This window comes from Ideonella azotifigens (assembly GCF_021043325.1).
Classification (GTDB): domain Bacteria; phylum Pseudomonadota; class Gammaproteobacteria; order Burkholderiales; family Burkholderiaceae_C; genus Ideonella; species Ideonella azotifigens.
Map to the genome: position 1 here is coordinate 120751 of NZ_JAJNKD010000007.1, position 20524 is coordinate 141274.

Annotated in this window: 24 protein-coding genes and 1 pseudogene; 13 read left to right on the forward strand and 12 right to left on the reverse strand. The window is 67.8% G+C overall.

Annotated features, from left to right (window positions below):
• The first annotated feature begins 6 nt into the window (after positions 1–6).
• The 5 genes from LRH25_RS16415 (at position 7) to LRH25_RS16435 (ending at position 3509) form a co-directional block, all read left to right on the forward strand.
• Entirely contained in the window at positions 7–315 is a 309-nt protein-coding gene (locus LRH25_RS16415) for an AtuA-related protein (RefSeq protein WP_141286031.1), read from the forward strand.
• Positions 316–358: 43 nt separating this feature from the next.
• The gene (locus LRH25_RS16420; RefSeq protein ID WP_141286027.1) at positions 359–1342 is read left to right on the forward strand and encodes a Bug family tripartite tricarboxylate transporter substrate binding protein; all 984 of its coding nucleotides are present in this window, start codon (positions 359–361) and stop codon (positions 1340–1342) included.
• A gap of 127 nt (positions 1343–1469) precedes the next feature.
• A complete protein-coding gene (locus LRH25_RS16425; RefSeq protein ID WP_141286025.1) occupies positions 1470–2711 on the forward strand; it encodes an MFS transporter in 1242 nt (413 codons plus the stop codon).
• A 39-nt stretch (positions 2712–2750) separates the two neighbouring features.
• Positions 2751–3146, forward strand: coding sequence for a tautomerase (locus LRH25_RS16430; protein ID WP_141286023.1), 396 nt, complete (start codon positions 2751–2753; stop codon positions 3144–3146).
• 54 nt (positions 3147–3200) lie between these two features.
• Positions 3201–3509 carry a UBP-type zinc finger domain-containing protein gene (locus LRH25_RS16435; protein WP_141286022.1) on the forward strand — a complete coding sequence of 103 codons (309 nt, stop codon included), beginning with the start codon at positions 3201–3203 and terminating at the stop codon, positions 3507–3509.
• A gap of 64 nt (positions 3510–3573) precedes the next feature.
• Here LRH25_RS16435 and LRH25_RS16440 read toward each other — a convergent pair whose 3' ends face one another.
• Positions 3574–4455: an SDR family NAD(P)-dependent oxidoreductase gene (locus LRH25_RS16440; RefSeq protein ID WP_141286020.1), complete on the reverse strand. Its 882-nt coding sequence runs from the start codon at positions 4453–4455 to the stop codon at positions 3574–3576.
• A gap of 181 nt (positions 4456–4636) precedes the next feature.
• Positions 4637–5653: an aldo/keto reductase gene (locus LRH25_RS16445; protein WP_141286018.1), complete on the reverse strand. Its 1017-nt coding sequence runs from the start codon at positions 5651–5653 to the stop codon at positions 4637–4639.
• A gap of 96 nt (positions 5654–5749) precedes the next feature.
• Between LRH25_RS16445 and tam the strand changes: the two genes are divergently transcribed.
• Complete coding sequence (gene tam, locus LRH25_RS16450; RefSeq protein WP_141286016.1) at positions 5750–6523, forward strand: trans-aconitate 2-methyltransferase; 774 nt, start codon at positions 5750–5752, stop codon at positions 6521–6523.
• Positions 6524–6525: 2 nt separating this feature from the next.
• Here tam and LRH25_RS16455 read toward each other — a convergent pair whose 3' ends face one another.
• Both LRH25_RS16455 and LRH25_RS16460 read right to left on the reverse strand, forming a co-directional pair.
• Positions 6526–6984, reverse strand: a complete 459-nt coding sequence (locus LRH25_RS16455; RefSeq protein WP_141286014.1) for a GNAT family N-acetyltransferase — start codon at positions 6982–6984, stop codon at positions 6526–6528.
• 98 nt (positions 6985–7082) lie between these two features.
• Positions 7083–7241, reverse strand: a pseudogene (locus tag LRH25_RS16460) (AAA family ATPase); the annotation flags it as partial.
• A gap of 188 nt (positions 7242–7429) precedes the next feature.
• Between LRH25_RS16460 and LRH25_RS16465 the strand changes: the two are divergent.
• Complete coding sequence (locus LRH25_RS16465) at positions 7430–7660, forward strand: hypothetical protein (protein WP_141286012.1); 231 nt, start codon at positions 7430–7432, stop codon at positions 7658–7660.
• 136 nt (positions 7661–7796) lie between these two features.
• Here the strand turns inward: LRH25_RS16465 and LRH25_RS16470 are convergent, their stop codons facing one another.
• The 3 genes from LRH25_RS16470 to LRH25_RS16480 form a co-directional block, all read right to left on the reverse strand.
• On the reverse strand, positions 7797–8405 hold the full coding sequence (locus tag LRH25_RS16470) for a hypothetical protein (RefSeq protein ID WP_141286010.1): 609 nt from the start codon (positions 8403–8405) through the stop codon (positions 7797–7799).
• 118 nt (positions 8406–8523) lie between these two features.
• Entirely contained in the window at positions 8524–10038 is a 1515-nt protein-coding gene (locus LRH25_RS16475) for a carotenoid oxygenase family protein (RefSeq protein WP_141286009.1), read from the reverse strand.
• A 24-nt stretch (positions 10039–10062) separates the two neighbouring features.
• A complete protein-coding gene (locus LRH25_RS16480; protein WP_141286007.1) occupies positions 10063–10488 on the reverse strand; it encodes a DUF2141 domain-containing protein in 426 nt (141 codons plus the stop codon).
• A gap of 147 nt (positions 10489–10635) precedes the next feature.
• Here LRH25_RS16480 and LRH25_RS32815 point away from each other — a divergent pair, with 147 nt between their 5' ends.
• From LRH25_RS32815 to LRH25_RS16505, 6 genes are all read left to right on the forward strand, one after another.
• Positions 10636–10764 carry a hypothetical protein gene (locus tag LRH25_RS32815; protein WP_259372426.1) on the forward strand — a complete coding sequence of 43 codons (129 nt, stop codon included), beginning with the start codon at positions 10636–10638 and terminating at the stop codon, positions 10762–10764.
• Between the two features lie 101 nt (positions 10765–10865).
• Complete coding sequence (locus LRH25_RS16485; protein ID WP_141286005.1) at positions 10866–11183, forward strand: hypothetical protein; 318 nt, start codon at positions 10866–10868, stop codon at positions 11181–11183.
• Positions 11184–11354: 171 nt separating this feature from the next.
• Positions 11355–12845, forward strand: a complete 1491-nt coding sequence (locus tag LRH25_RS16490; RefSeq protein ID WP_141286003.1) for a basic amino acid/polyamine antiporter — start codon at positions 11355–11357, stop codon at positions 12843–12845.
• A gap of 10 nt (positions 12846–12855) precedes the next feature.
• Positions 12856–14088 (forward strand): arginine deiminase, encoded by a 1233-nt coding sequence (arcA, locus tag LRH25_RS16495; RefSeq protein WP_211361312.1) that lies wholly within the window; start codon positions 12856–12858, stop codon positions 14086–14088.
• 14 nt (positions 14089–14102) lie between these two features.
• The gene (gene argF, locus LRH25_RS16500) at positions 14103–15101 is read left to right on the forward strand and encodes an ornithine carbamoyltransferase (protein WP_141285999.1); all 999 of its coding nucleotides are present in this window, start codon (positions 14103–14105) and stop codon (positions 15099–15101) included.
• Position 15102: 1 nt separating this feature from the next.
• Positions 15103–16029, forward strand: a complete 927-nt coding sequence (locus LRH25_RS16505) for a carbamate kinase (protein WP_231011678.1) — start codon at positions 15103–15105, stop codon at positions 16027–16029.
• Between the two features lie 233 nt (positions 16030–16262).
• Here the strand turns inward: LRH25_RS16505 and LRH25_RS16510 are convergent, their stop codons facing one another.
• The 5 genes from LRH25_RS16510 to LRH25_RS16530 are packed head-to-tail and all read right to left on the reverse strand — an operon-like array spanning position 16263 to position 20515.
• Complete coding sequence (locus LRH25_RS16510) at positions 16263–17225, reverse strand: Gfo/Idh/MocA family oxidoreductase (RefSeq protein WP_141287922.1); 963 nt, start codon at positions 17223–17225, stop codon at positions 16263–16265.
• Between the two features lie 10 nt (positions 17226–17235).
• Positions 17236–18102, reverse strand: coding sequence for a class III extradiol dioxygenase subunit beta (locus LRH25_RS16515; RefSeq protein WP_141287923.1), 867 nt, complete (start codon positions 18100–18102; stop codon positions 17236–17238).
• Positions 18103–18546 (reverse strand): protocatechuate 4,5-dioxygenase subunit alpha, encoded by a 444-nt coding sequence (ligA, locus tag LRH25_RS16520; RefSeq protein WP_141287924.1) that lies wholly within the window; start codon positions 18544–18546, stop codon positions 18103–18105. It lies immediately after the preceding gene.
• Positions 18547–18600: 54 nt separating this feature from the next.
• Positions 18601–19521 (reverse strand): amidohydrolase family protein, encoded by a 921-nt coding sequence (locus LRH25_RS16525; RefSeq protein WP_141287925.1) that lies wholly within the window; start codon positions 19519–19521, stop codon positions 18601–18603.
• Positions 19522–19537: 16 nt separating this feature from the next.
• Complete coding sequence (locus tag LRH25_RS16530) at positions 19538–20515, reverse strand: Bug family tripartite tricarboxylate transporter substrate binding protein (RefSeq protein ID WP_141287926.1); 978 nt, start codon at positions 20513–20515, stop codon at positions 19538–19540.
• Positions 20516–20524: the final 9 nt, after the last annotated feature.

Genomic DNA, 20524 nt, shown 5'->3' on the forward strand with positions numbered 1-20524 from the left:
CCCACGATTGCGCTGCGCACGCTGGCCCACTCGCGCACCGGCGACAAGGGCGACACGTCCAACATTTCACTGATCGCCTACGATCCGGCCCACTTCGCGCACCTGTGCCAGCACGTCAGCGCCGAGGCCGTGAAGGCCCACTTTGCCGGCCTGGTGCTCGGCGAGGTGCGGCGTTACGAGCTGCCGCAACTCGGTGCGCTGAACTTCGTGCTCGAAGGCGCGCTGGGTGGCGGCGTGACGCGTTCACTGGCGCTGGACGCGCACGGCAAGTCGCTCAGCTCGGCCTTGCTGGCACTGGAAATTCCCGAGCCCTGAACCTTTCGGTGCCCTCATTTCAAAACCAACAGGAGACAAGCCCATGCCACATTTCTCTCAACCGACCTTGCGTCGCCAGCTGCTCGCCGCCTTGTTGACCGCCGCGCTGCCGCTGGTGAGCGCCGCCCAGTCCGGCTTCCCCGAGCGGCCCATCACCTTCGTGGTGCCCTTTGCCGCCGGCAGCGCCACCGACCAGCTGGCCCGCGCGCTGGGCAATGCCGTGAGCGAGCAGACCAAACAGGCCGTGGTGGTGGACAACAAGGCTGGCGCCAGCGGCATGCTGGCCGCGCAAAGCGTGGCCCGCGCACAGCCGGACGGCTACACCGTGCTGATTGCGACCAACACCACGCAGGCCGCCAACGAGCACCTGTTCAAGAAGCTGCCCTACGACCCGGTGAAGGACTTCGCGCCCGTCACCGGCCTGGCCAAGGGCGGGCAGGTGCTGGTGGTGCGCAGCGATTCGCCGTACAAGACCGCCGCAGAGCTGGTGGCCGCCGCGCGCAAGCAGCCCGGCAAGCTGAGCTTTGCCAGCGGCAGCGCGTCCAGCCGCGTGGCCGGCGAGATGTTCAGGCAGCTCACCGGCACCGACATCCTGCACGTGCCCTACAAGAGCAACCCGAATGCGCTGACCGACCTGATCGGCGGCCAGGTCGACTTCATGATCCCCGACACGGCCACCGGCGTGCCGCAGATCAAGGGCGGCAAGCTGCGCGCGCTGGGCGTGTCCACCACCCAGCGCATCGCGCTGCTGGCCGACGTGCCCACGCTGGACGAGGCGGGGGTGAAGGGCTACGACATGAGCTACTGGTTCGCCGCCTACCTGCCGGCGCATACCCCGCCGGCCATCGTCGCGCGGGTGCACGAGCTGTTGCTCAACGCCACGCGCAGCGCCGGCGTGAAGAGCTTCAACGACAGCACCGGCACGACGGCCTGGACCTCCACGCCCGAAGAGCTTGGCCGCTTCCAGGCCAGCGAATCGCTGAAGTGGGGCAAGGTGATCAAGGCCGCGGGCATCGAACCGGAGTGACGCTGCTTTGATCAGCCATGCCGGCGGCTCGGGAACCGCGGCTTGCCGAGCAGGCGCGGCGTCATCTGCAGACAATCGTTCGCAACGCGCCTGCCTGTCCCGGCGCCACTCGGCTTGACGACGACGCATGGCCCCGACAACCGACCTCACACCCGAACCTTTTTCCCTGCGCGGCATCGCCGTCTCGGCCTTCGGTCCCTCGCTGCTCTTCGGCATTGGCGAAGGTGCCATTCTCCCGGTCATCCCGCTGACTGCCCGAGACCTCGGTGCCTCGGTCGCGCAGGCCGCGTTGATGGTCACGCTGATCGGCATCGGCTCGATGGTCAGCAACATCCCGGCCTCGCTGATCACGCTGCACCGCGGTGAGCGCTGGGCCATCGTCGCCGCGGCCGTGTGGTGCGCGCTGGCGATGGCGCTGTCCGCCTGGACCGATCACCTCGGCCTGTTTGCGCTGGGCTGCTTCATGATCGGCATGTCGCAGGCCGTCTTCAGCCTGGCGCGGCAGAGCTACCTGACCGAAGCCGTGCCGCCCGAGTTCCGCGCGCGCGCCATGTCCACGCTGGGCGGCGCGATGCGCGTGGGCCTGTTCATCGGCCCGTTCATCGCGGCCTTGGTCATCCATCACTTCGGGCTGACGGGGGCTTACGGCGTGGGCATCGGCGCATTGATCGTGGCCGCGGGCGTTGCCGCGCGCATCCCGGACCTGGTGCCGGCTGCCAATGAAACACAGCCTCACGCTGTCGCTGCGTCTATCACCGCCAAGCCCTCGTTCCGGTCCATCCTGCGGGACCACCACCGCCTCTTCGTCACGCTGGGCATCGGCGTGCTGCTGGTCAGCGCAGTGCGCGCCACGCGGCAGGCGGTGATCCCGCTGTGGGCCGATCACATCGGCCTCGCGCCTTCGGTGGCCGCGCTGATCTACGGCGTGGCCGGCGGCGTGGAGATGCTGGTGTTCTACCCCGCCGGCAAGGTCATGGACCAGAAAGGCCGCCGCTGGGTGGCCGTGCCTTCGATGATCACCATGGGCATCCCGCTGCTGCTGATGCCCTTCACCCATGGCGCCGCCACGCTGCTGCTCGCCGCCTCGTTGATCGGCTTTGGCAACGGCATCGGCTCCGGCATGGTGATGACCCTCGGCGCCGACCATTCCCCCCGCACTGGCCGCGCCCACTTCCTCGGCGTCTGGCGCCTGATGTCCGACATCGGCTCGTCCTGCGGGCCGACGCTGCTGTCCTTCCTGGCGGCGACCTTGTCGCTCGGCGCAGGCATTGCCGCGACCGGGCTCATCGCGTTTGCCGCGGCGGCGCAGCTGGCGTACTGGATTCCGCGGGCGCACGCGGCGCGGCAGGCGAGGCAGCGGGTGCGCTGACGCCGCCGTTTTCCCTTGACCCGAAACCAGGAGCTTGCCGTGCCTTACCTGCAACTGGACGTCAACGACCACTATCCGACCGCCGTCAAGCAACGGCTTGCCGAAAGCATGTGCCGCACCTACGCCGAGATGATGTCGGTGGACATCCGGCGCATCAGCATCGCGGTGCGTGAACTCGGCGAGGGTGGGCTGTGGCGCATGCCCGACCCGGACGCGCCACCCGTGCCCGTCTCGCTGATGATGCTGGACATCCGCCAGGGACGATCACCCGAGTTGCGGATGGCACTTGCCAAGGCGCTGTGTGCCCACTGCATCGAACAGCTCGGCCTGCGCGAGGACCGGCTCAACGTCGAATTCACGCAGCACACTGGCGACGAGATGTACCACCCGACGCTGGGCGGCTACAGCCCGGACTGGACGCCCGACGAGGCTTGAGCGCGCCGTACCACCATTGTTCATCCATCCTCCGTCCATCCCGAGGGCATCGACATGAGACCCGTCTGTTCCCACACCGCCGGCATCCTGCGGGTGGTTCCCAGCGCGCTGGGCTGCGAAGACTGCCTGAAGACGGGCAGCGAATGGGTGCATCTGCGCCTGTGCCGACATTGCGGCCACGTTGGCTGTTGCGACGATTCGCCGCATCGTCACGCGACTGCCCACTTCCATGCCACGGGTCACCCGATCATCGAAGGCTATGACCCGCCAGAAGGCTGGGGCTGGTGCTATGTGGACCGGCTGGTACTCGATCTCGGCGAAAACACGACGCCACAGAACGGGCCGATTCCGCGCTACGTCTGACCCGCGCGGGTCGGGCAGTGCGGCAGCCGCAGGCGCTGCCGGTCCCTCGAACGGTCGCCGAGGTTCACTCGCCCCGCTTCGCTGCCATCGCCTTGCCCACCTCGTTCATGCCCTGAGCCGCGCCGCTGCCCGGCACCTGCTCGCTGTCCCGCTCGCTGACCTCTGCCCAGGCCGCGGCAAGTTGCTCCGGCACGTCGTCGCCGATGCCCAGGTGCAGGCCTTGGGTGAGGGTGATGTGGGCGGCTTCGAAGGTGCCGGCGCCGGCGCAGGCGATGGCGCGGTTGGGGGCGTCCTGGCTGATCAGCCAGAGCAGGGCGGGGGTCACGGCTTCGGGCTTCAGGGCTTCGAGCACGGAGGCCGGCATCAGGCCTTCGGTCATGCGGGTGGCAGCGGTGGGGGCCATGCAGTTGACGCGGATGTCGAACTTCGCGCCTTCGAGCGAGAGCGTCTGCATCAGCCCCACCAGCGCCATCTTGGCGGCGCCGTAGTTGCTCTGGCCGAAGTTGCCGTAGAGACCGCTGGACGAGGTGGTCAGCGCGATGCGGCCGTACTGCTGGGCCTGCATCAGCGGCCACACGGCCTTGCAGCAATGCACGGCGCCCATCAGGTGCACGTCCAGCACCAGGCGGAAGTCTTCCAGCGTCATCTTGGCGAAGCTCTTGTCGCGCAGGATGCCGGCGTTGTTGACCAGGATGTCGACGCGGCCCCAGGTCTGTTGCGCTTCGTCCACCATGGCCTGCACGGCCGCCATGTCGGTCACCGAGGCCGAGTTGGCGATGGCCTGGCCGCCCGCCGCAATGATCTCGTCGACCACCGGCTGTGCGTTGCCCAAATCGTTGACCACCACCTTGGCGCCCCGCGCGGCCAGGGCCAGCGCGTGGCAACGGCCCAGGCCGCCACCGGCGCCAGTGACGATGGCGACGCGGTCGTTGAATGTGAGGCTCATGACTGCCCCTCGTCCAACGAATACGTCGGCCGATCCCCCGAGGGGATGCGGGCCGGCTTGGGAGCGGCCCGGCGCTCGGCCCGCGTGACATGGCCAGGGTGTCTCATGCATGTTCCTTCTGGACTGCCGCGGCGCCAAACGGCCGCGCACGCACTTTACCGGCCCCGCCGCTCCGGAAGCTTCAGCCGGCTTCGCCGAAGGTCTCGGTGTCGACCTCCGCCTGCGAGCCGGCGTTGTAGCGCCCGCCCTGCACGCTGGCCACGTTGACGATCTCGTCCAGGCGTGCCATCTGCTGTTCGCTGAGTTGCACGCTGGTGGCGCCCAGGTCTTCGTCCAGGTGGGCGATCTGCGTGGTGCCGGGGATGGGTATCACATGTTCGCCGCGCTGCAGTAGCCAGGCCAGTGAGAGCTGGGCCAGCGAGCAGTCGGCTTCGTCCGCAATCGCCTGCAGCGCGGGCAGCAGCGTCAGGTTGGCCGCATAGGCCTCGGGCGCGAAGCGCGGCATGCTGCGGCGCAGGTCTGTGGGGACCAAAGCACTCACGTCCTTCAAGGTGCCCGGCAGGAACCCGCGCGCCAGCGGGCTGAAGGCGACGAAGGCCGTGCCCAGCTCGCGGCAAGCGTCCAGCACGGCGATCTCGGGGTTGCGGGTCCACAGCGAATACTCGGTCTGCACCGCGGTGATGGGGTGCACCGCATGCGCGCGCCGCAGCGTGCCGGCCGAGACTTCGCTCAAGCCCAGGCAACGCACCTTGCCCTCTTTCACCAGCTCGGCCATCGCGCCAACCGAGTCCTCGATCGGCACCTTCTTGTCCCAGCGGTGCAGGTAGAACAGGTCGATCACGTCGGTGCGCAGGCGGCGCAGGCTGGCCTCGCAGCTGGCCTTGATCGTGGCCGGGCGGCCGTCCAGCACGCGCTTGAGCTTGCCGTCTTCACCGGGCACGCCATGCAGCCCGCACTTGCTGGCCAGCGTGAAGCGGCTGCGGTGCGGGCTCAGTACCTTGCCCACCAGTTCCTCGTTGGCGCCGAAGCCGTAGAGTGCGGCAGTGTCGAACAGCGTCACGCCGCGGTCCAGCGCATGCAGCAGCAACTGCTCGGCCTGCGCCAAGGCGGGCGGCTGGCCGTAGGCATGGCTGAGGTTCATGCAGCCCAGGCCGATGGCGCTGACTTGGAATGGGCCGAGGGAGCGGGTGGGAAGCATGGTGACGGTCCTTGGCGAGATGGCTCAGCAGCGAGTCTAGCCACCCCGCGCGCATGGCGGAGCGCTGTAGAGTGAAGCCCCTGAAGGAGCGACACCATGAGCGACTGGAACCCCGCGCTGTACACCCGCTTTGAAGAAGAGCGTACCCGGCCCGCGGCCGAACTGCTGGCGCGCGTGCCGCTGGCCTCGGCCGGCAGCGTGGTCGACCTGGGCTGCGGCCCGGGCAACTCCACCGAACTGCTGGTGCGGCGCTTTGCCGGTGCGAAGGTCATTGGCATGGACAGCTCGCCTGCCATGCTGGTCAGCGCCCGCGAGCGCCTGCCCGGCGTGCTGTTCGAGCAGGGCGACATCGCCACCTGGTCACCCCCTGCGCCGGTGGACCTGCTGTACGCCAACGCTTCGCTGCAATGGCTGCCCGGCCACGAGCAACTGGTGCCGCGCCTGCTGTCGCTGCTGGCACCTGGTGGCGCGCTGGCGATTCAGATGCCGGACAACCTGGACCAGCCCAGCCACGTGTCCATGCGCGAGACCGCCGCCGAGCCGCGCTTTGCTGCAAGCATCGGCGACGCCGGCCAGGTGCGAGCCCGCATCCTGCCGGCTGAGCAGTACCACGACCTGCTGTCCCGCGAGGCCGAGGTCGACGTCTGGCGCACCACCTATTACCACCCGATGGCCGACGCCGCCGCCATCGTGCAATGGCTGCGCGCGACCGGCCTGAAACCTTTCCTCGAACCGCTGAGCCCGGCGCTGCAGGCCGAGTTCCTGGCTGCCTACCAGGCCCGCATCGAAGCAGCCTACCCGCAGCGCGCCGACGGCCAGCGCCTGCTGGCCTTCCCGCGGCTGTTCATCGTGGCACGCAAGAAGGCCTGAACCTAAAGCGCCTTGATCAGCTGCAGGCAGGGGTTGCGCGGGTGCCAGAGGTCGGGGAACACCTCCAGCGGCAGATAACCCACCCGTTCGTAGAAGGCCCGCGTCTCGGCGTAGGCCAGGCTGGGGTGTCCGGCTGCAATCGTCTTGACCTGCATGAAGCGCGCGCCACGCGTCTTCGCCCAAGCCTCTGAAGCCTGCATCAGGGCCAGCCCGCAGCCACTGCGCCGCCGGTCTGCATGCACCGCCAGGCAGTGCACCTCGAATGACGACGGGAAGTGCTCGCGCAGCGTGATGAACCCGAACGCTGGCCCGTCCGTGTCCTGCGCCACCCAGGTCGGGTGCAGGACCGAGTCCCGCACGTATTCGAGCAGAGACTCTTCGATGCCGAACCAGTCCGGCAGGCTGCGCAGGATGGCTTCGCACCGTGACGACACGTCGCCTTGTGACAGCGTGATGTTCATGGCGCCATCAGCGCCCGCATGACGTGCTGGTGATGGGCCAGGAAGTCGCGGGTGATCTTGAAGTGTTCGGTGTCTTCGTAGGCGACCTGGGCAATGCCTTTGCCCGAGCCGTTTTCACCGACGAAAAACGTGACCTTGGGGTGCAGGTCCAGGCTGTCGAAGGAGCGGATGGCCGGCAGCGAAAACGGGTAGCGAGCGAAGGACTCGACCTTGTCGCGAAGCAAGGTGATGCGCTGGATGTACTGGCTGGAAATCACGGACATGGCGGTTTCCGGGTTCGGGTGAATCCATTCTGACGGATGCGCCCGATGGAAGCTTTCCATCGGTCCCGGCTGCAGTTCACGCGGCCGAACCCGTCATTCGTCGCAGCGCGCTGGCAGCCATGGGTGGCGTTTCCTAAAGTGCATCCATCGACAACGGATTTGCACCGCTTCAGGAGCCCACCATGACCGCCACTTTCAACACCGCTCGCGCTGTCTCTGCCACGACCCAGTCGGGCGTTGAGCGGGTGGGTTTTGCGGGGCTGGCGCTGGTGATGACGTTCAGCGTGCTGGCGGCCCTGTCGCAGATCGCGGATCGCCAGGTTGATGGCGTCACGCTGGCCAATGCCGCGCGCTTCGATGCGCCGGCGCAAGTCGTGGTGATCGTCGGCAAGCGGGTCACCGCGAACGTCTGACACGGCGAGCGCGTCGCCCGATGGGCGGGCCGCTGGACAGCGGCCATGCGCGAGAAGCGCTGGCGGCCCAGGTCTTCAAAGGCCGGCCAGCCGCCTCAGGCGGACAACCGGTCTTAGCACCGGTTGTCCTGTGCCCTCAGGACTTCACAGCCACTTCGGCCGGGGCATCACCCGCAGGCAGGATCGCACCAGCGGTGGCCAGCGGTGCCGGCTGTGCCACGACAGTGGCCTTCTTCACAGCCAGCTTCTTCGGCAGCTTCGGGCCTGGCACTGGCACCACTGTTTCCACCGCAGGGGCGGCTGCGGCCGCTTCCGGCTTGGCTGGCTTCTTCGGTGCCTTCGCAGGCTTGGCTGCCTTGGCCGACGCCGCTTCGCTGAGCTTGGCGGGTGCGCTGGCTGCGACCACGGGCGCTGGCGCCGAGGCCAACAGCTTCTTTTCAAGCGCCTTGATCTTGCGCTGCGCCGAAGCAAGCTCCTTGCGGGTCTCTTCGTGCGCGGCCGTGGCGGCGGTCAACGCGGCGGCTTGATCGGTGGCGGCCTGCTTGCCGTCGGCCTTCAGCGACTTCAGGCTGGCCTTGAGCTTGGCCAGTGCTGCAAGCGCCGTCGCCGGCAATTCCACGCGCCAACCGTCTTCCGCTTCCGAGATCGAGGTGTAGTCCACCTTGGCTTCCACCAGGAAAGCCAGTTTCTTCGGCAATTCGAAGCGTCCTGCTTCGATGCGGCTGCGGTCGATCTTCTTGGCCATGCGTTCAATCCTTGAAAGAGGTAAGGGCCCAATCGTAACTTGCGCACATTCGCGGGTGTGACCGCCGTCCGGCACGGTGTGCGAATCTGCCGCTTGCAATGGTGCCGGGCCGCATTCCTCAGGCAGCCGTGAAGTTGCCGTGGAAGCCATACGGCAACCCGTACGGCAGGGTCGCCTGCGCGACGGGTCCGTCCGCGAGGTGGCGCGCGTCCAGCAGGTTGACGCGTGTCACGCCATTGGCCGTGTCGAAGCTCGTGCCCAGCAGCCAGGCGTCGAGTTCGCCCTGCTTGCCGGGCTTGGGCACGACGATGTGCTCTTCGACCACCGTGCCCGGGCCGTAGTCATGGCGCTGCGTGCGGCCGGTCTGGAGGTCGCGCAGCTGCAGGCCGTGGAACCACTGCGGCCGGCCTGCGCCGCGGTCCCAGCTGGCGACGGTCAGCAGGTGGCGGGTGGCCTGGCCGTTGCGCAGCGGATGCGCGCGTGGGAACTCGACGGTGTCCTGCATGCCTTCGACGCGGACCTTTCCGGTCCGCATGTCCAGCACCGCGAGTTGCGTGCTGGACCCGCCGAAGCTGGCCGGGTGGCCGGCCACCAGAGACGACGCCCCGTGCATCAGGAACTCGGGCGTGGGTGAGCTGACGAAGCTCAGCACGATGCTGCCGTCGGCGCGCTCATGGGCGTTGCCCACGTGGAAGACCATTTGCGACGGCAGCTCGAACACGCGCCGCTGGGCGATGTCGTCCTTCTTCATCACCAGGATGCGCAGCGGCTCCTTGGGTTCATGGGTGAAGGCCTTGCCGCCTGTCACGTCTTCGCCGAAGTTGAGCTTCACCGGCGGCAGCGGCAGCACGATGTGGCGCTCGGTGATCGCCGCGTCATGCGCCATGCCGCCGGGGTAGGGCGACTCGCCGATCTGCGCCTTGACCAGTTGGCCCATCGGGTCGACATGCCAGACCACCAGGTTCGCGCCGGCGCTGCCGAAGTTCCACAGGTTGCCCTTGGCGTCCAGCTTCGGATGGGCCGAGAACGGCATCTGCGCCAGGCCTTGCTGCCAGGTCACCGGGCCCAGCGTGGCGAGGTCGTCGGGGCTGAGCGCAAACGCCGAGCCGCCTTCCCACATCGCCAGCACCCTGCCGGCGTGCTCCATCGCGTTGGTGTTGGCAACGTTGAAGCTGTCCGGGCCTTGCGCGGGTTCGCCGCCCTCGATGCGCGTGCCGTAGGCATTGAAGAGGAACTTGCCGGCCTTCTGCTCGGCGACCAGCTTGGGCGTGCGCACCAGGCGGCCGAGGTGGCGCACCGCGGGCTTGGCACCGCCGCTGAAGCTGAACTGCTGCACCATGCCGTCGCCCGCGAACCAGTGGTGGTAGCGCTGGCCGTCGCGCTCGTTCAGTGCCGGGCCGTTGCGGTAGAAGCGTCCACGGAATTCGGCGGGCCACTTGCCCGACAGGCTCAGCGCATCGCAGCGCAGGTCCTGATCGGTCACGCCCTTGAATGGCTTCAGCCAGGGTTGGCCGGCCACCGCATCGTCAAAGACCTGGCCCTCGGGCGAGCGCGCAAAGGCTGGCCAGCGGGTCGCGGCAGTCGCAGCGGCAAAGGCACGGAGGAAGGCGCGGCGTTGCAGGGTGGTGCGCATGGGGTGCTCCGCTTGGCCCGTCGACTACTTGGAGAGCTTGACGACGAGGGTCTCGGTGCCCAGCGGCACCTGTGCCGAGTCCCAGCTCGGTCCCATCATTGCGACCTTGCCCGAGGCGCCCCAGGGCTCGGTCGGCATGCCAAACGGGTTGGCGTCCATCTTGCCGTTGGCGTTCAGGTCTTGATAGGCCGTCAGCGCGACAGTGTCGCCGGTCAGGCCGCAGACCTGGATCGCCATCGTCTCGCCAGTCACCGCCAGTTGCAGCTGGCTTGCCGCGGTCTTGCGGAAGCTGGCAACGTCCGTGTAGGCCGCAACCATCAACGGCCCCTGGCCGGTGCGCAGGTTCTGCACCTCGACCTTGGCGCAGCCGCCCGGCGCTTCGGCGTGCGCCAGCGTGGCGAAGAAAGCCAGTGCGAGGCCGGCGGCGGCGGCGGTGAACAATGCTTTCATGAGGACTCCCGTGGTTGGCGAATGAGCGGACTCTAGGAGTGCTCGCCCTGCCTCGCACCGCGGATGCGACGGAACGGCGCCAGGCGGCGCGAGATGTCGGGCGGCGGCGCGAATTGCAGCCGGCGGCCGGCGCACCCGGCAATCGCGATGACGCCGATGGCTTCGCTGCTGTGTGCGCGCGCCGGCACCGGTTCGCCGCAGGTCTCGGCCAGCCGGCTGGAAGCAGGGCTGCGCGTGCTGGTCGAGACCCTGCGGGGCGCGCCGCCGATGGCCTGAATCGCCCAGTGCTGCGGGGCAAACAGGTTTCCGATAACCCCTAAAAGAGGGGTGGCGAAGGCTCGTGGCCTGTCGTTAGCATGCGGCCCATGAGCCCGTCGATGATGTCCGCCTCCCCCGCCTTGCCTGGCAGCCAGCAGTCTGCCAATGATGCGCAGGCCGCCGACGCTGGCCCCGATGCCGGCAACAACCAGCGCTTGCGCGACCTGGTCGATGCGCTGGGTGTGAGCCCTGCTGTGGCGCTCACGCTGTTCAACCGCGGCCTGGGCACCAGCGCGCATTCGGACAGCGAATGGAAGGCCTTGATGGCTTCCCCCTCAACGCCCCGTTTCCGCCCGCTGGACAGCCGCCTGCTGGCCCACGCCGAACAGGCCTTCGCCCGGGCGGCCCGTCCGCCGCGCCGCGGCATCCAGGGCTGATCAGCCGACGCTGCAGATCGGCGCGCTGCCGCGTTTGATGCGCGCTTGATGAGCGGCTGGAGGAGCGCGGCGACCGCGCGGCGCTTCTGGTGGCGCGGTTGATGGATGTCAAGGTGCGAGCCAGGCACCGGCCTAGAGTGACTGATGTCACAAAAGTCCGGGATCAAGGCCATGAATTCGCACCCTCCTCTCCGCAGTTCGCGGCCGTTGCCGCGCCTTGCAGAAGTGCCACGCGCATCGCCCGTCGTGGCGGTCGGGGGCCGGGGCGCGTTGGGGCTGGGCGCGCTCAGCAGCCTGGTCGTCGGCTCGATGATTGGCTCGGGCGTGTTCTCGCTGCCGCAGAACATGGCAGCGGGTGCCGGTGCCGGTGCCATCCTGCTGGGCTGGGCGGTGACGGCGGTGGGCATGCTGTCGCTGGCGCTGATGTTCGTGCAGCTGTCACGACAGGCGCCCGATGCGATTGGCGGCGTCTACGGTTATGCCCGTGCCGGCTTTGGCGACTTTGTCGGCTTCAACTCGGCCTGGGGTTACTGGCTCTCGGCGGTGATCGGCAATGCCGGCTACCTCATCATCATCTTCTCGTCGCTGGCCTACTTCCTGCCGAACCTTGGCTTTGGCGATGGCAACACGGCGGCCGGCATTGCCGGCGCGTCGGTGCTGCTGTGGCTCTATCACGCGCTGGTGCTGCGCGGCGTGAAGTCGGCTGCGGCGGTGAACACCGTCGTCACGCTGGCCAAGCTGGTGCCGCTGGCGCTGTTCGGCGTGCTGGTGGCGCTGGCCTTCCAGGCCCGCAGCTTCTCGCTGGACTTCTGGGGCAGCGAAGCCCTGGGCCCTGTGTTCGGCCAGGTCAAGTCGACCATGCTGGTCACCGTCTGGGCCTTCATCGGCATCGAAGGGGCGGCGGTCTTCTCGGGCCGGGCGCGTGAACCTGGCGACGTGGGCCGTGCCACCGTCATCGGCTTCCTGCTGACGATCGTGCTCTACATGGCCATCACGCTGCTCTCGCTGGGCGTGGTGCCGCAGGCCGAGCTGGCCGCGATGAAGAACCCGTCAACCGCTGCCGTGCTGGAGCGGGCGGTGGGCTCCTGGGGTGCCGTGCTGATGCTGGGTGGCGTGCTGCTCTCGGTGGGTGGCGCGATGCTGTCCTGGACCATGCTGGCCGCCGAGGTGCCGTTTTCTGCCGGCAAGGAGCGGGTCTTCCCCGCGGCCTTCGAGCGCGAGAACGCGCAGGGCGCGCCGACGACCGCGCTGTGGTGGAGCAATGGCGTGGTGCAGCTGATGCTGCTGCTGTCCTTCTTCGCCGGAGATGCCTACCTGGCGCTGATCAAGCTGGCCACCTCGACCATCCTGGTGCCCTACCTCTTGTGCGCACTGTTCGCACTCAAGCTCTCGCTGCGCAAGGGCGGCGCAGCGCTCGGCCTGACCGGCGGCGTGGCCACGGTCTACAGCCTCTGGCTGCTGTACGCGGCTGGCCCGATCTACCTGCTGCTCACGGCGCTGATCTACGCGCCTGGCCTGGCGGTGCATGCCTGGTCCCAGCGGGCCCAGGGTCGCAGCGTGCTGCGCGGGGCCGAATGGGCGCTGGCCGCGGTGCTGGTGGCGGCAGCGGCGGCGACGCTGGCCATGCTGGCCAATGGCTCGCTGGACCTGGCCAAGATCTGAAGGACGCATGATGCAACAAGGTGTTTTTTCCGAAGTCGGCCGCCTGCGCAGCGTGCTGGTCTGCCGCCCCGGCCTGGCCCATCGCCGCCTGACCCCGGCCAACTGCCACGAGTTGCTGTTCGATGACGTGCTGTGGGTGGAGCGCGCACAGCGCGACTTTGCGCAGTTCGTGCACGAGATGCGCAGCCGCGACATCGAGGTGCTGGAGCTGCACGAGCTGCTGGCCCAGACCCTGGCGCTGCCAGAGGCCAAGCGCTGGCTGCTGGAACGCAAGATCGCGCCGGACACCGTGGGCCCCGGCATGCTCGAAGAGCTGCGCGCCGCGCTGGCCGAGCTGCCACCGGCCCGGCTCGCCGAGTTGCTGATTGGCGGCATGACCAAGGCCGACCTGCCTTTCCAGCCGCGCGGTCTGCTGGGCGCCTACCTTGCGCTCGAAGACTTCGTGCTGCCGCCTTTGCCCAACACCTTGTTCACCCGCGACACCACCTGCTGGGTGGGTCATGGCGTGAGTCTGAACCCCTTGTATTGGCCGGCTCGCCGTGGCGAGACGCTGCTGACGGCCGCCATCTACCGCTTCCACCCGCGCTTCGAGAACGCGGGTTTCAAGACCTGGTTCGGCGATCCGACGCAGGATCATGGCCTGGCCACGCTGGAAGGCGGCGATGTGATGATGCTGGGCGAAGGCGTGGTGCTGGTGGGCATGGGCGAGCGCAGCAGCCCGCAGGCGGTGATGCAGTTTGCCCAATCCCTGATGCGGGGCGGCGCGGCCCGCGCCGTGGTCGCGGCCCAGCTGCCTCGCTCGCGCGCCGCGATGCACCTGGACACGGTGTTCACCCAGTGCGCGCCTGACGTCTTCACCTACTTCCCCGAGGTGGTCAGCCAGATCGTCTGCCACGAACTTCGGCCTTCCGAGCACGGTGCCGGCCTGCAACTGCGCTCGCACGGCGACACGCCGCTGCTGCAGGTGCTGGCCGAGGTCATGGAGCTGCCGGCCTTCCAGGCCATTGCCACCGGCGGCGACCACTTCGAGGCCGAGCGCGAGCAGTGGGACGACGGCAACAACGTGCTGGCGCTCTCGCCTGGCGTGGTCGTCGGCTATGACCGCAACACCACCACCAACCGCCGCCTGCGCGCGGCCGGCATCGAGGTGGTGGAGATCCCTGGCGGCGAGCTGGGCCGCGGCCGCGGCGGCGCGCACTGCATGAGCTGCCCGATTCAACGCGACCCCGTCGCCTACCGCTGAACCCGAGGTTCCTGATGAGCTACAACCTGCACAACCGAAGCCTGCTCTCGCTCGACGAGTTGAGCGCACGCGACCTCGACTACCTCTTGGGCATGGCCCACGAGCTCAAGCGCGCCAAGGCCGCCGGCACCGAGCAGCCGCAGCTGCGAGGCAAGAACATCGCGCTGCTGTTCGAGAAGGCGTCCACCCGCACGCGCTGCGCCTTCGAGGTGGCGGCCTTCGACCAGGGCGCCAACGTCTCCTTCATCGGCCCCGGCGATTCGCAGCTGGGCGAGAAGGAAAGCGTGAAGGACACGGCGCGCGTGCTGGGCCGGCTGTACGACGCGATCGAGTACCGCGGCTTCGCGCAGGCCATCGTCAAGGAACTGGCCGAGTACGCCGGCGTGCCGGTCTACAACGGCCTGACCAACGAGTTCCATCCCACGCAGATCCTGGCGGACTTCATGACCATGCAGGAGCATTGCAGCCGCCCGCTGTCGGAGATGCGCCTGGCCTACCTGGGCGATGCCCGCTACAACATGGGCGACACCTTGCTGCAGGGCGCGGCGCTGATGGGCATGGACCTGCGCATCGGCGCGCCACCGGCGCTTTGGCCCTCGCATGCGCTGATCCAGTCGGCCCAGAACAAGGCGCGCGACACTGGTGCGCGGCTGAACTTCTGCGAATCGGCCATCGAGGCGGTGCGCGGTGCGGATTTTGTCTACACCGACGTGTGGGTCTCGATGGGCGAGCCCGATGCCGTGTGGGACGAACGCATCGCGTTGTTGCGCCCGTACCAGGTCAATGCCGCGCTGATGAAGGCCACGGGGAACCCTGCGGTCAAGTTCATGCATTGCCTGCCGGCCCTGCACGACCGCAGCACCCGCAAGGGCGGCGAGATCTGCCGCAAGCACGACATGGACGGCCTGGAGGTCACCGACGAGGTCTTCGAGTCGCCGGCCTCCGTGGTGTGGGACCAGGCCGAGAACCGCCTGCACACCATCAAGGCGCTGCTGGTCGCCACACTGGCCTGAGATGCGCATCGTCGCAGCCTTGGGCGGCAATGCCCTGATCCGCCGCGGCCAGCCGCTCAGCGTGCAGACGCAGCGCGACAACCTGGTCGCTGCAGCCCAGGCGCTGGCGCCGCTGGCGCGCACGCATGAACTGCTGATCACGCACGGCAACGGCCCGCAGGTCGGCCTGCTGGCGCTGCAGGCCGCCGCCTACGCCGGTCAGTCCGGTGGCGAAGCCACGCCACTGGATGTGCTGGGCGCAGAGAGCGAAGGCATGGTGGGCTACCTGATCGAGCAGGCGCTGGCCAACCTGTTGCCAGAGCGCCGCTTTGCGACCTTGCTCACGCAGGTCGAGGTCGACTCAGCCGATCCGGCGTTCGCCCATCCGAGCAAGCCGATTGGCCCGCTCTACAGCGAGGCCGAGCTGGCTGCCCTGGTGCGGCCGGCCCACTGGCAGTTCGGACGCGATGGCGAGCGCTGGCGCCGCCTGGTGGCGTCACCGCGGCCGCTGCAGGTGCTGGAGCTGCCCGTGATCCGCCTGCTGCTGGAACAGGGCGTGAGCGTGATCTGCGGCGGCGGGGGTGGCATTCCGGTGCTGCGCCGCGACGGGGTCGTGCACGGCGTCGAAGCCGTGATCGACAAGGACCACGCCAGCGGCCTGCTGGCCCGCCAGCTGGGTGCCGACCTGCTGCTGCTGCTCACTGACGTGCCCGGCGTGGCGCCGGACTTCCGCGCGGCCGAGCCGCAATGGCTGCACCGCACCACGCCTGCTGCGCTGCGCGAGCTGGCCCTGCCGGCGGGCTCGATGGGCCCCAAGGTCCAGGCTTGCATCGAGTTTGTCGAGGCCGGCGGCCCGCGCGCCGCCATCGGGCGGCTGGAAGATGCAACAGCGCTGGTCAGCGGCAGCGCCGGCACCCAGCTGAGCAAGCTCAGGCCCGCGCCTCGCTGACGCGCTGCAAAGGAGAAAAGCCCGCGACCATCGCTGGTGGCGGGCTGACTCTTCCGGACACCGCATTGGTGATGCGGGACGGTCTTCGGCGCTGGGTCACGGGTTCCCGCTGTTCCACCCAATCGTGTGGTCGGTTCTGCGCGTCAATGAATCAATTATCGGCAGCGCCTCGGTGAGCATTAGCCGGAGAAGCACCGGGTTCATGGGCTTGTATTGCAGCCTCGGCGGCCCCTTTAGCCTTTCAACTGCAACTCCAGTTCATGCAGCACCTTGTAGCAAGGCAGCACCTGGGCCACGCTGCTGTTGGGCTCGCGGCCTTCGCGGATGGCGGTGAAGAATTCGCGGTCCTGGAGTTCGATGCCGTTCATCGAGACGTCCACCTTTGACACGTCGATCTTTTCTTCCTTGCCGTTGAAGAGGTCGTCGTAGCGGGCGATGTACGTGCCGCTGTCGCCGATGTAGCGGAAGAAGGTGCCGAGCGGGCCATCGTTGTTGAATGAGAGGCTCAGCGTGCAGATGGCGCCGTTGGCAGCCTTGAGCTGGATGCTCATGTCCATCGCGATGCCCAAGGTCGGGTGGATGGGGCCCTGCACGGCGTTGGCCTTCACGATGGGGCTGCCGGCCTGGTAGGCGAAGAGGTCCACGGTGTGCGCGGCGTGGTGCCACAGCAGGTGGTCGGTCCAGCTGCGGGCCTGGCCCAGCGCGTTCATGTTGGTGCGGCGGAAGAAGTAGGTCTGCACATCCATTTGCTGGATGTTGAATTCGCCGGCCTTGATCTTCTTGTGCACCCACTGGTGGCTGGGGTTGAAGCGGCGGGTGTGGCCGCACATCGCGACCTTGCCGGTCTCTTGCTGGACGCGCAGCACTTCTTCGCCGTCGGCCAACAGGTCGCACAGCGGAATCTCGACCTGCACATGCTTGCCGGCCTTCATGCAGGCGATGGCCTGTGCGGCGTGCATCTGCGTGGGGGTGCAGAGGATCACGGCGTCCACCTCGGGCAGGGCCAGGCTGTCGGCCAGCTCGGTGCTGACGTGGCCGATGCCGTACCTGGCGGCCACTTCGCGGGTCTTCTCCAGCTCGCGGCTGACGAGGGAGACGACCTCGACGCCGGGAATGTTCTGGATGCCGTCCAGGTGCTTGATGCCGAAGGCGCCGGCGCCCGAGAGGGCGACCTTGAGGGTCTGCTTGTCGCTCATGTGAGGGTCCTCAGGAGTTTTCAAGGATGACGTGGCCGACGGCGGTGTTCGACGCGGGCACGTGATAGAAGCGGTGCTTGAGCTTGGGCGCGGGGCCGCCGTTGACATCGGCCATCGCGCCACGGGCGATCAGCCACATCACCAGCTCGATGCCTTCCGATCCGGCTTCGCGCACGTAGTCGATGTGCGGCGTGGCGGCCGCGGCGGCGGGGTCGGCGATCAGCTTGTCCAGCCAGGCGTTGTCCCACTCGCGGTTGATCAGGCCGGCACGTGCGCCCTGCAGCTGGTGGCTCATGCCGCCGGTGCCCCAGATCTGCACCTTCAGCGGCTGGTCGTAGCTTTCGATGGCCTTGCGGATCGCCTTGCCCAGGTTGAAGCAGCGCTGGCCGGAGGGCACCGGGTACTGCACGACATTCACCGCAAACGGGATGACGGAGCAGGGCCAATGGAAGTCGCTTTGCGGCGGCTGGCCGCACATCAGGCTCAGCGGCACGGTCAGGCCGTGGTCCACGTCCATCTTGTTGACGATGGTGAGGTCGAAGTCGTCCTGGATCACGCTTTGCGCGATGTGCGCGGCCAGTTCCGGGTGGCCTTGCACGACGGGCACCGGGCGCGGGCCCCAGCCCTCGTCGGCCGGCTTGAACTCTGCGGCGCAGCCGATCGCGAAGGTCGGGATCATTTCCAGGCTGAAGGCCGTGGCGTGGTCGTTGTAGACCAGGAAGATCACGTCGGGCTTCTCGTCCTTCAGCCATTGCTTGCTGAAGTCGTAGCCCTTGAACAGCGGCTGCCAATACGGGTCCTGGGTCTTGCCCAGGTCCAGTGCGGCGCCAATGGCGGGCACGTGCGAGGTGAAGACGGAGGCGGTGATGCGGGCCATTCAGGTGCCTTTGTGCGTGTGGGCCTGGCCCTGGGGCTGGTGCTGCGGCTGGGCGTCGCCGTCTTCGCCGAGGTGGCGGTTGCCTTCGGCCGAGCGGCCGCCGGCCAGCATCATCGCGGCGTATTCGTCCTGGGTCATGCCGGTCATGGTCGCGGCCATGTACTGGAAGCTCTTGCCATCGGTGGCGCCGATCTTGGCCAGGAAGTAGATGTTGCCGCCTGCCGCGATGCAACGGTTCAGGTCACGGGTCAGCACGCCCTGCTTCTGCTCTTCGGTCATGGCCCACTGGTCCAGGTAGGCGCGTTCGTCGGCCTTGAAGGCGGCGCGGTTCTCCGCCTTCATCAGCGACATGCAGAACTGGTTCAGCCAGTAGCCCTTGCGGGACTGCTCGGCGTCGAAGATGGTCGTGCCTGGCACGTCCAGGTAGGGCTTGTCGAGGGCCATCAATTGCCTTTAATCAGTTGGTGACAGAGCTACTCGCTGTGCTCGGGCGGTCTGTCACGCAAGTTCATTGGAGGGCCAGTACAGGCGCATGGGGTTGTCGACCAGCAGCTTCTGCTGCAGTTCGGCGGTCGTCGCGATCTGCGGAATGAAGTCCACCAGCAGGCCATCGTCGGGCATGTGGTCCTTCAGGTTCGGGTGCGGCCAGTCGGTGCCCCACAGCACGCGGTCGGGGAATTCCTCGATCACACGGCGCGCAAACGGCACCACGTCCTGATACGCGTGTTGTTCGCCATTCAGCGCCTTTGGGCCGGTGACGCTCAGGCGTTCGGGGCAGCTGACCTTGCTCCACACGTTGGCGTGTTCGCGCATGAACTTCAGGAACAGCTCGAACTCGGGGCCGTCCACCGGCTTGCTCACGTCCGGCCTGCCCATGTGGTCGACGACCACGGTGGTCGGCAGCGCGGTGAAGAAATCCCACAGCTCGGGCAGGTCCACGGCCTCGAAGTAGATGACCACGTGCCAACCCAGCTTGGCAATGCGGCCGGCAATCTCCATCAACTCGTCCTTGGGCGTGAAATCCACCAGGCGCTTGACGAAGTTGAAGCGCACGCCGCGCACGCCGGCGGCATGCAACTGCTGCAGCTCCTCGTCGGTCACGCTGCGCTTGACCGTGGCGATGCCGCGTGCCTTGTCGCCCGCGGCGAGGCAGGCGTCCACCATCGCGCGGTTGTCCGCGCCGTGGCAGGTAGCCTGCACGATCACGTTGCGCGCGAAGCCCAGGTGGTCGCGCAGCGCAAACAGCTGCTGCTTGCTGGCGTCGCAAGGCGTGTACTTGCGCTCTGGTGCAAAGGGAAACTGGGCCCCGGGGCCGAACACATGACAGTGGGCGTCCACGCTGCCGGGCGGCAGCTGGAACTTCGGTTTGCTGGGGTCGGCGTACCAGTCCAGCCAGCCGGGGGTCTTTTGAAATTGCATGGCTCGGGTTGCTCCGTCAATCCAGTGAAACTTTGGCGCGCTTGATGACGTCGGCCCACTTGGTGGACTCGCTCGCGATGAAGGCCTGGAACTGCTCGCGCGTGACCGGGAAGGTCTCGTAGCCGAAGGTGGCATAGCGCTCCTTGATGTCCGGCTCGGCCAGTGCGGTGGTGATGTCGGCCTGGATCTTGTCGGCCACGGCCTTGGGCAGGCCGGGCGGCGCTGCAATGGTGGTCCAGCCGGTCACCTCGTAGCCGGCGGGGCCGCCGGATTCGGCCACCGTGGGCACATCGGGGAAGGCGGCCAGCCGCCTGGGTGAAGTCACCGCGATGAAGCGCACCTTGCCGCTGCGTTGCATGGGCCCGGCCGAGGCCATGGTGCCCAGCGCCCAGTCCAGCTCGCCGGTGGCCACAGCGGTGTAGAGCATGGAGACTTCCTTGTAGATCACGTGCTGCATCTGCGTACCGGTCATGGACTCCAGCAGCGCCGCGCCCAGGTGCGCCGGGTTGCCCACGGACCAGGAGCCGAAGTTGAGCTTGCCCGGGCGGACCTTGGCGTCGGCCACGATGTCGCCTACCGTCTTGTATTTGCTGCCCGTGGGGACCACGACGAAGAAGGGCGCGATGAACAGAGGCTTGATTGGCTCGAAGTCCTTCACCGGGTCATAGGGCAGCTTCTTGAACAGCGAGGGGTAGGCGACCAGGTGCACGTTGTCGAGCTGGATCAGGTCGGTGCCGTCGGTCGCGCCGCGCTTGAAGGCGTCGATGGCGATGAAGCCATTGCCGCCCGGCTTGTTCTCGACGATGACCGGCTTGCCCCACTTGCGCTGCAGCTTCTCGGCCAGCACGCGCAGCACGGCCTCGGGACCGGCGCCGGGCGGGAAGGGCGTGATGATGCGCACCGGCTTGGTCGGCCACTCGTCCGCCGCCTGCGCGCCGCCGATCAGCGTGAGGGCGGCCAGTGCGGCGGCGGCCAGGGACTTCAGGACGTTCATGGTTTGTCT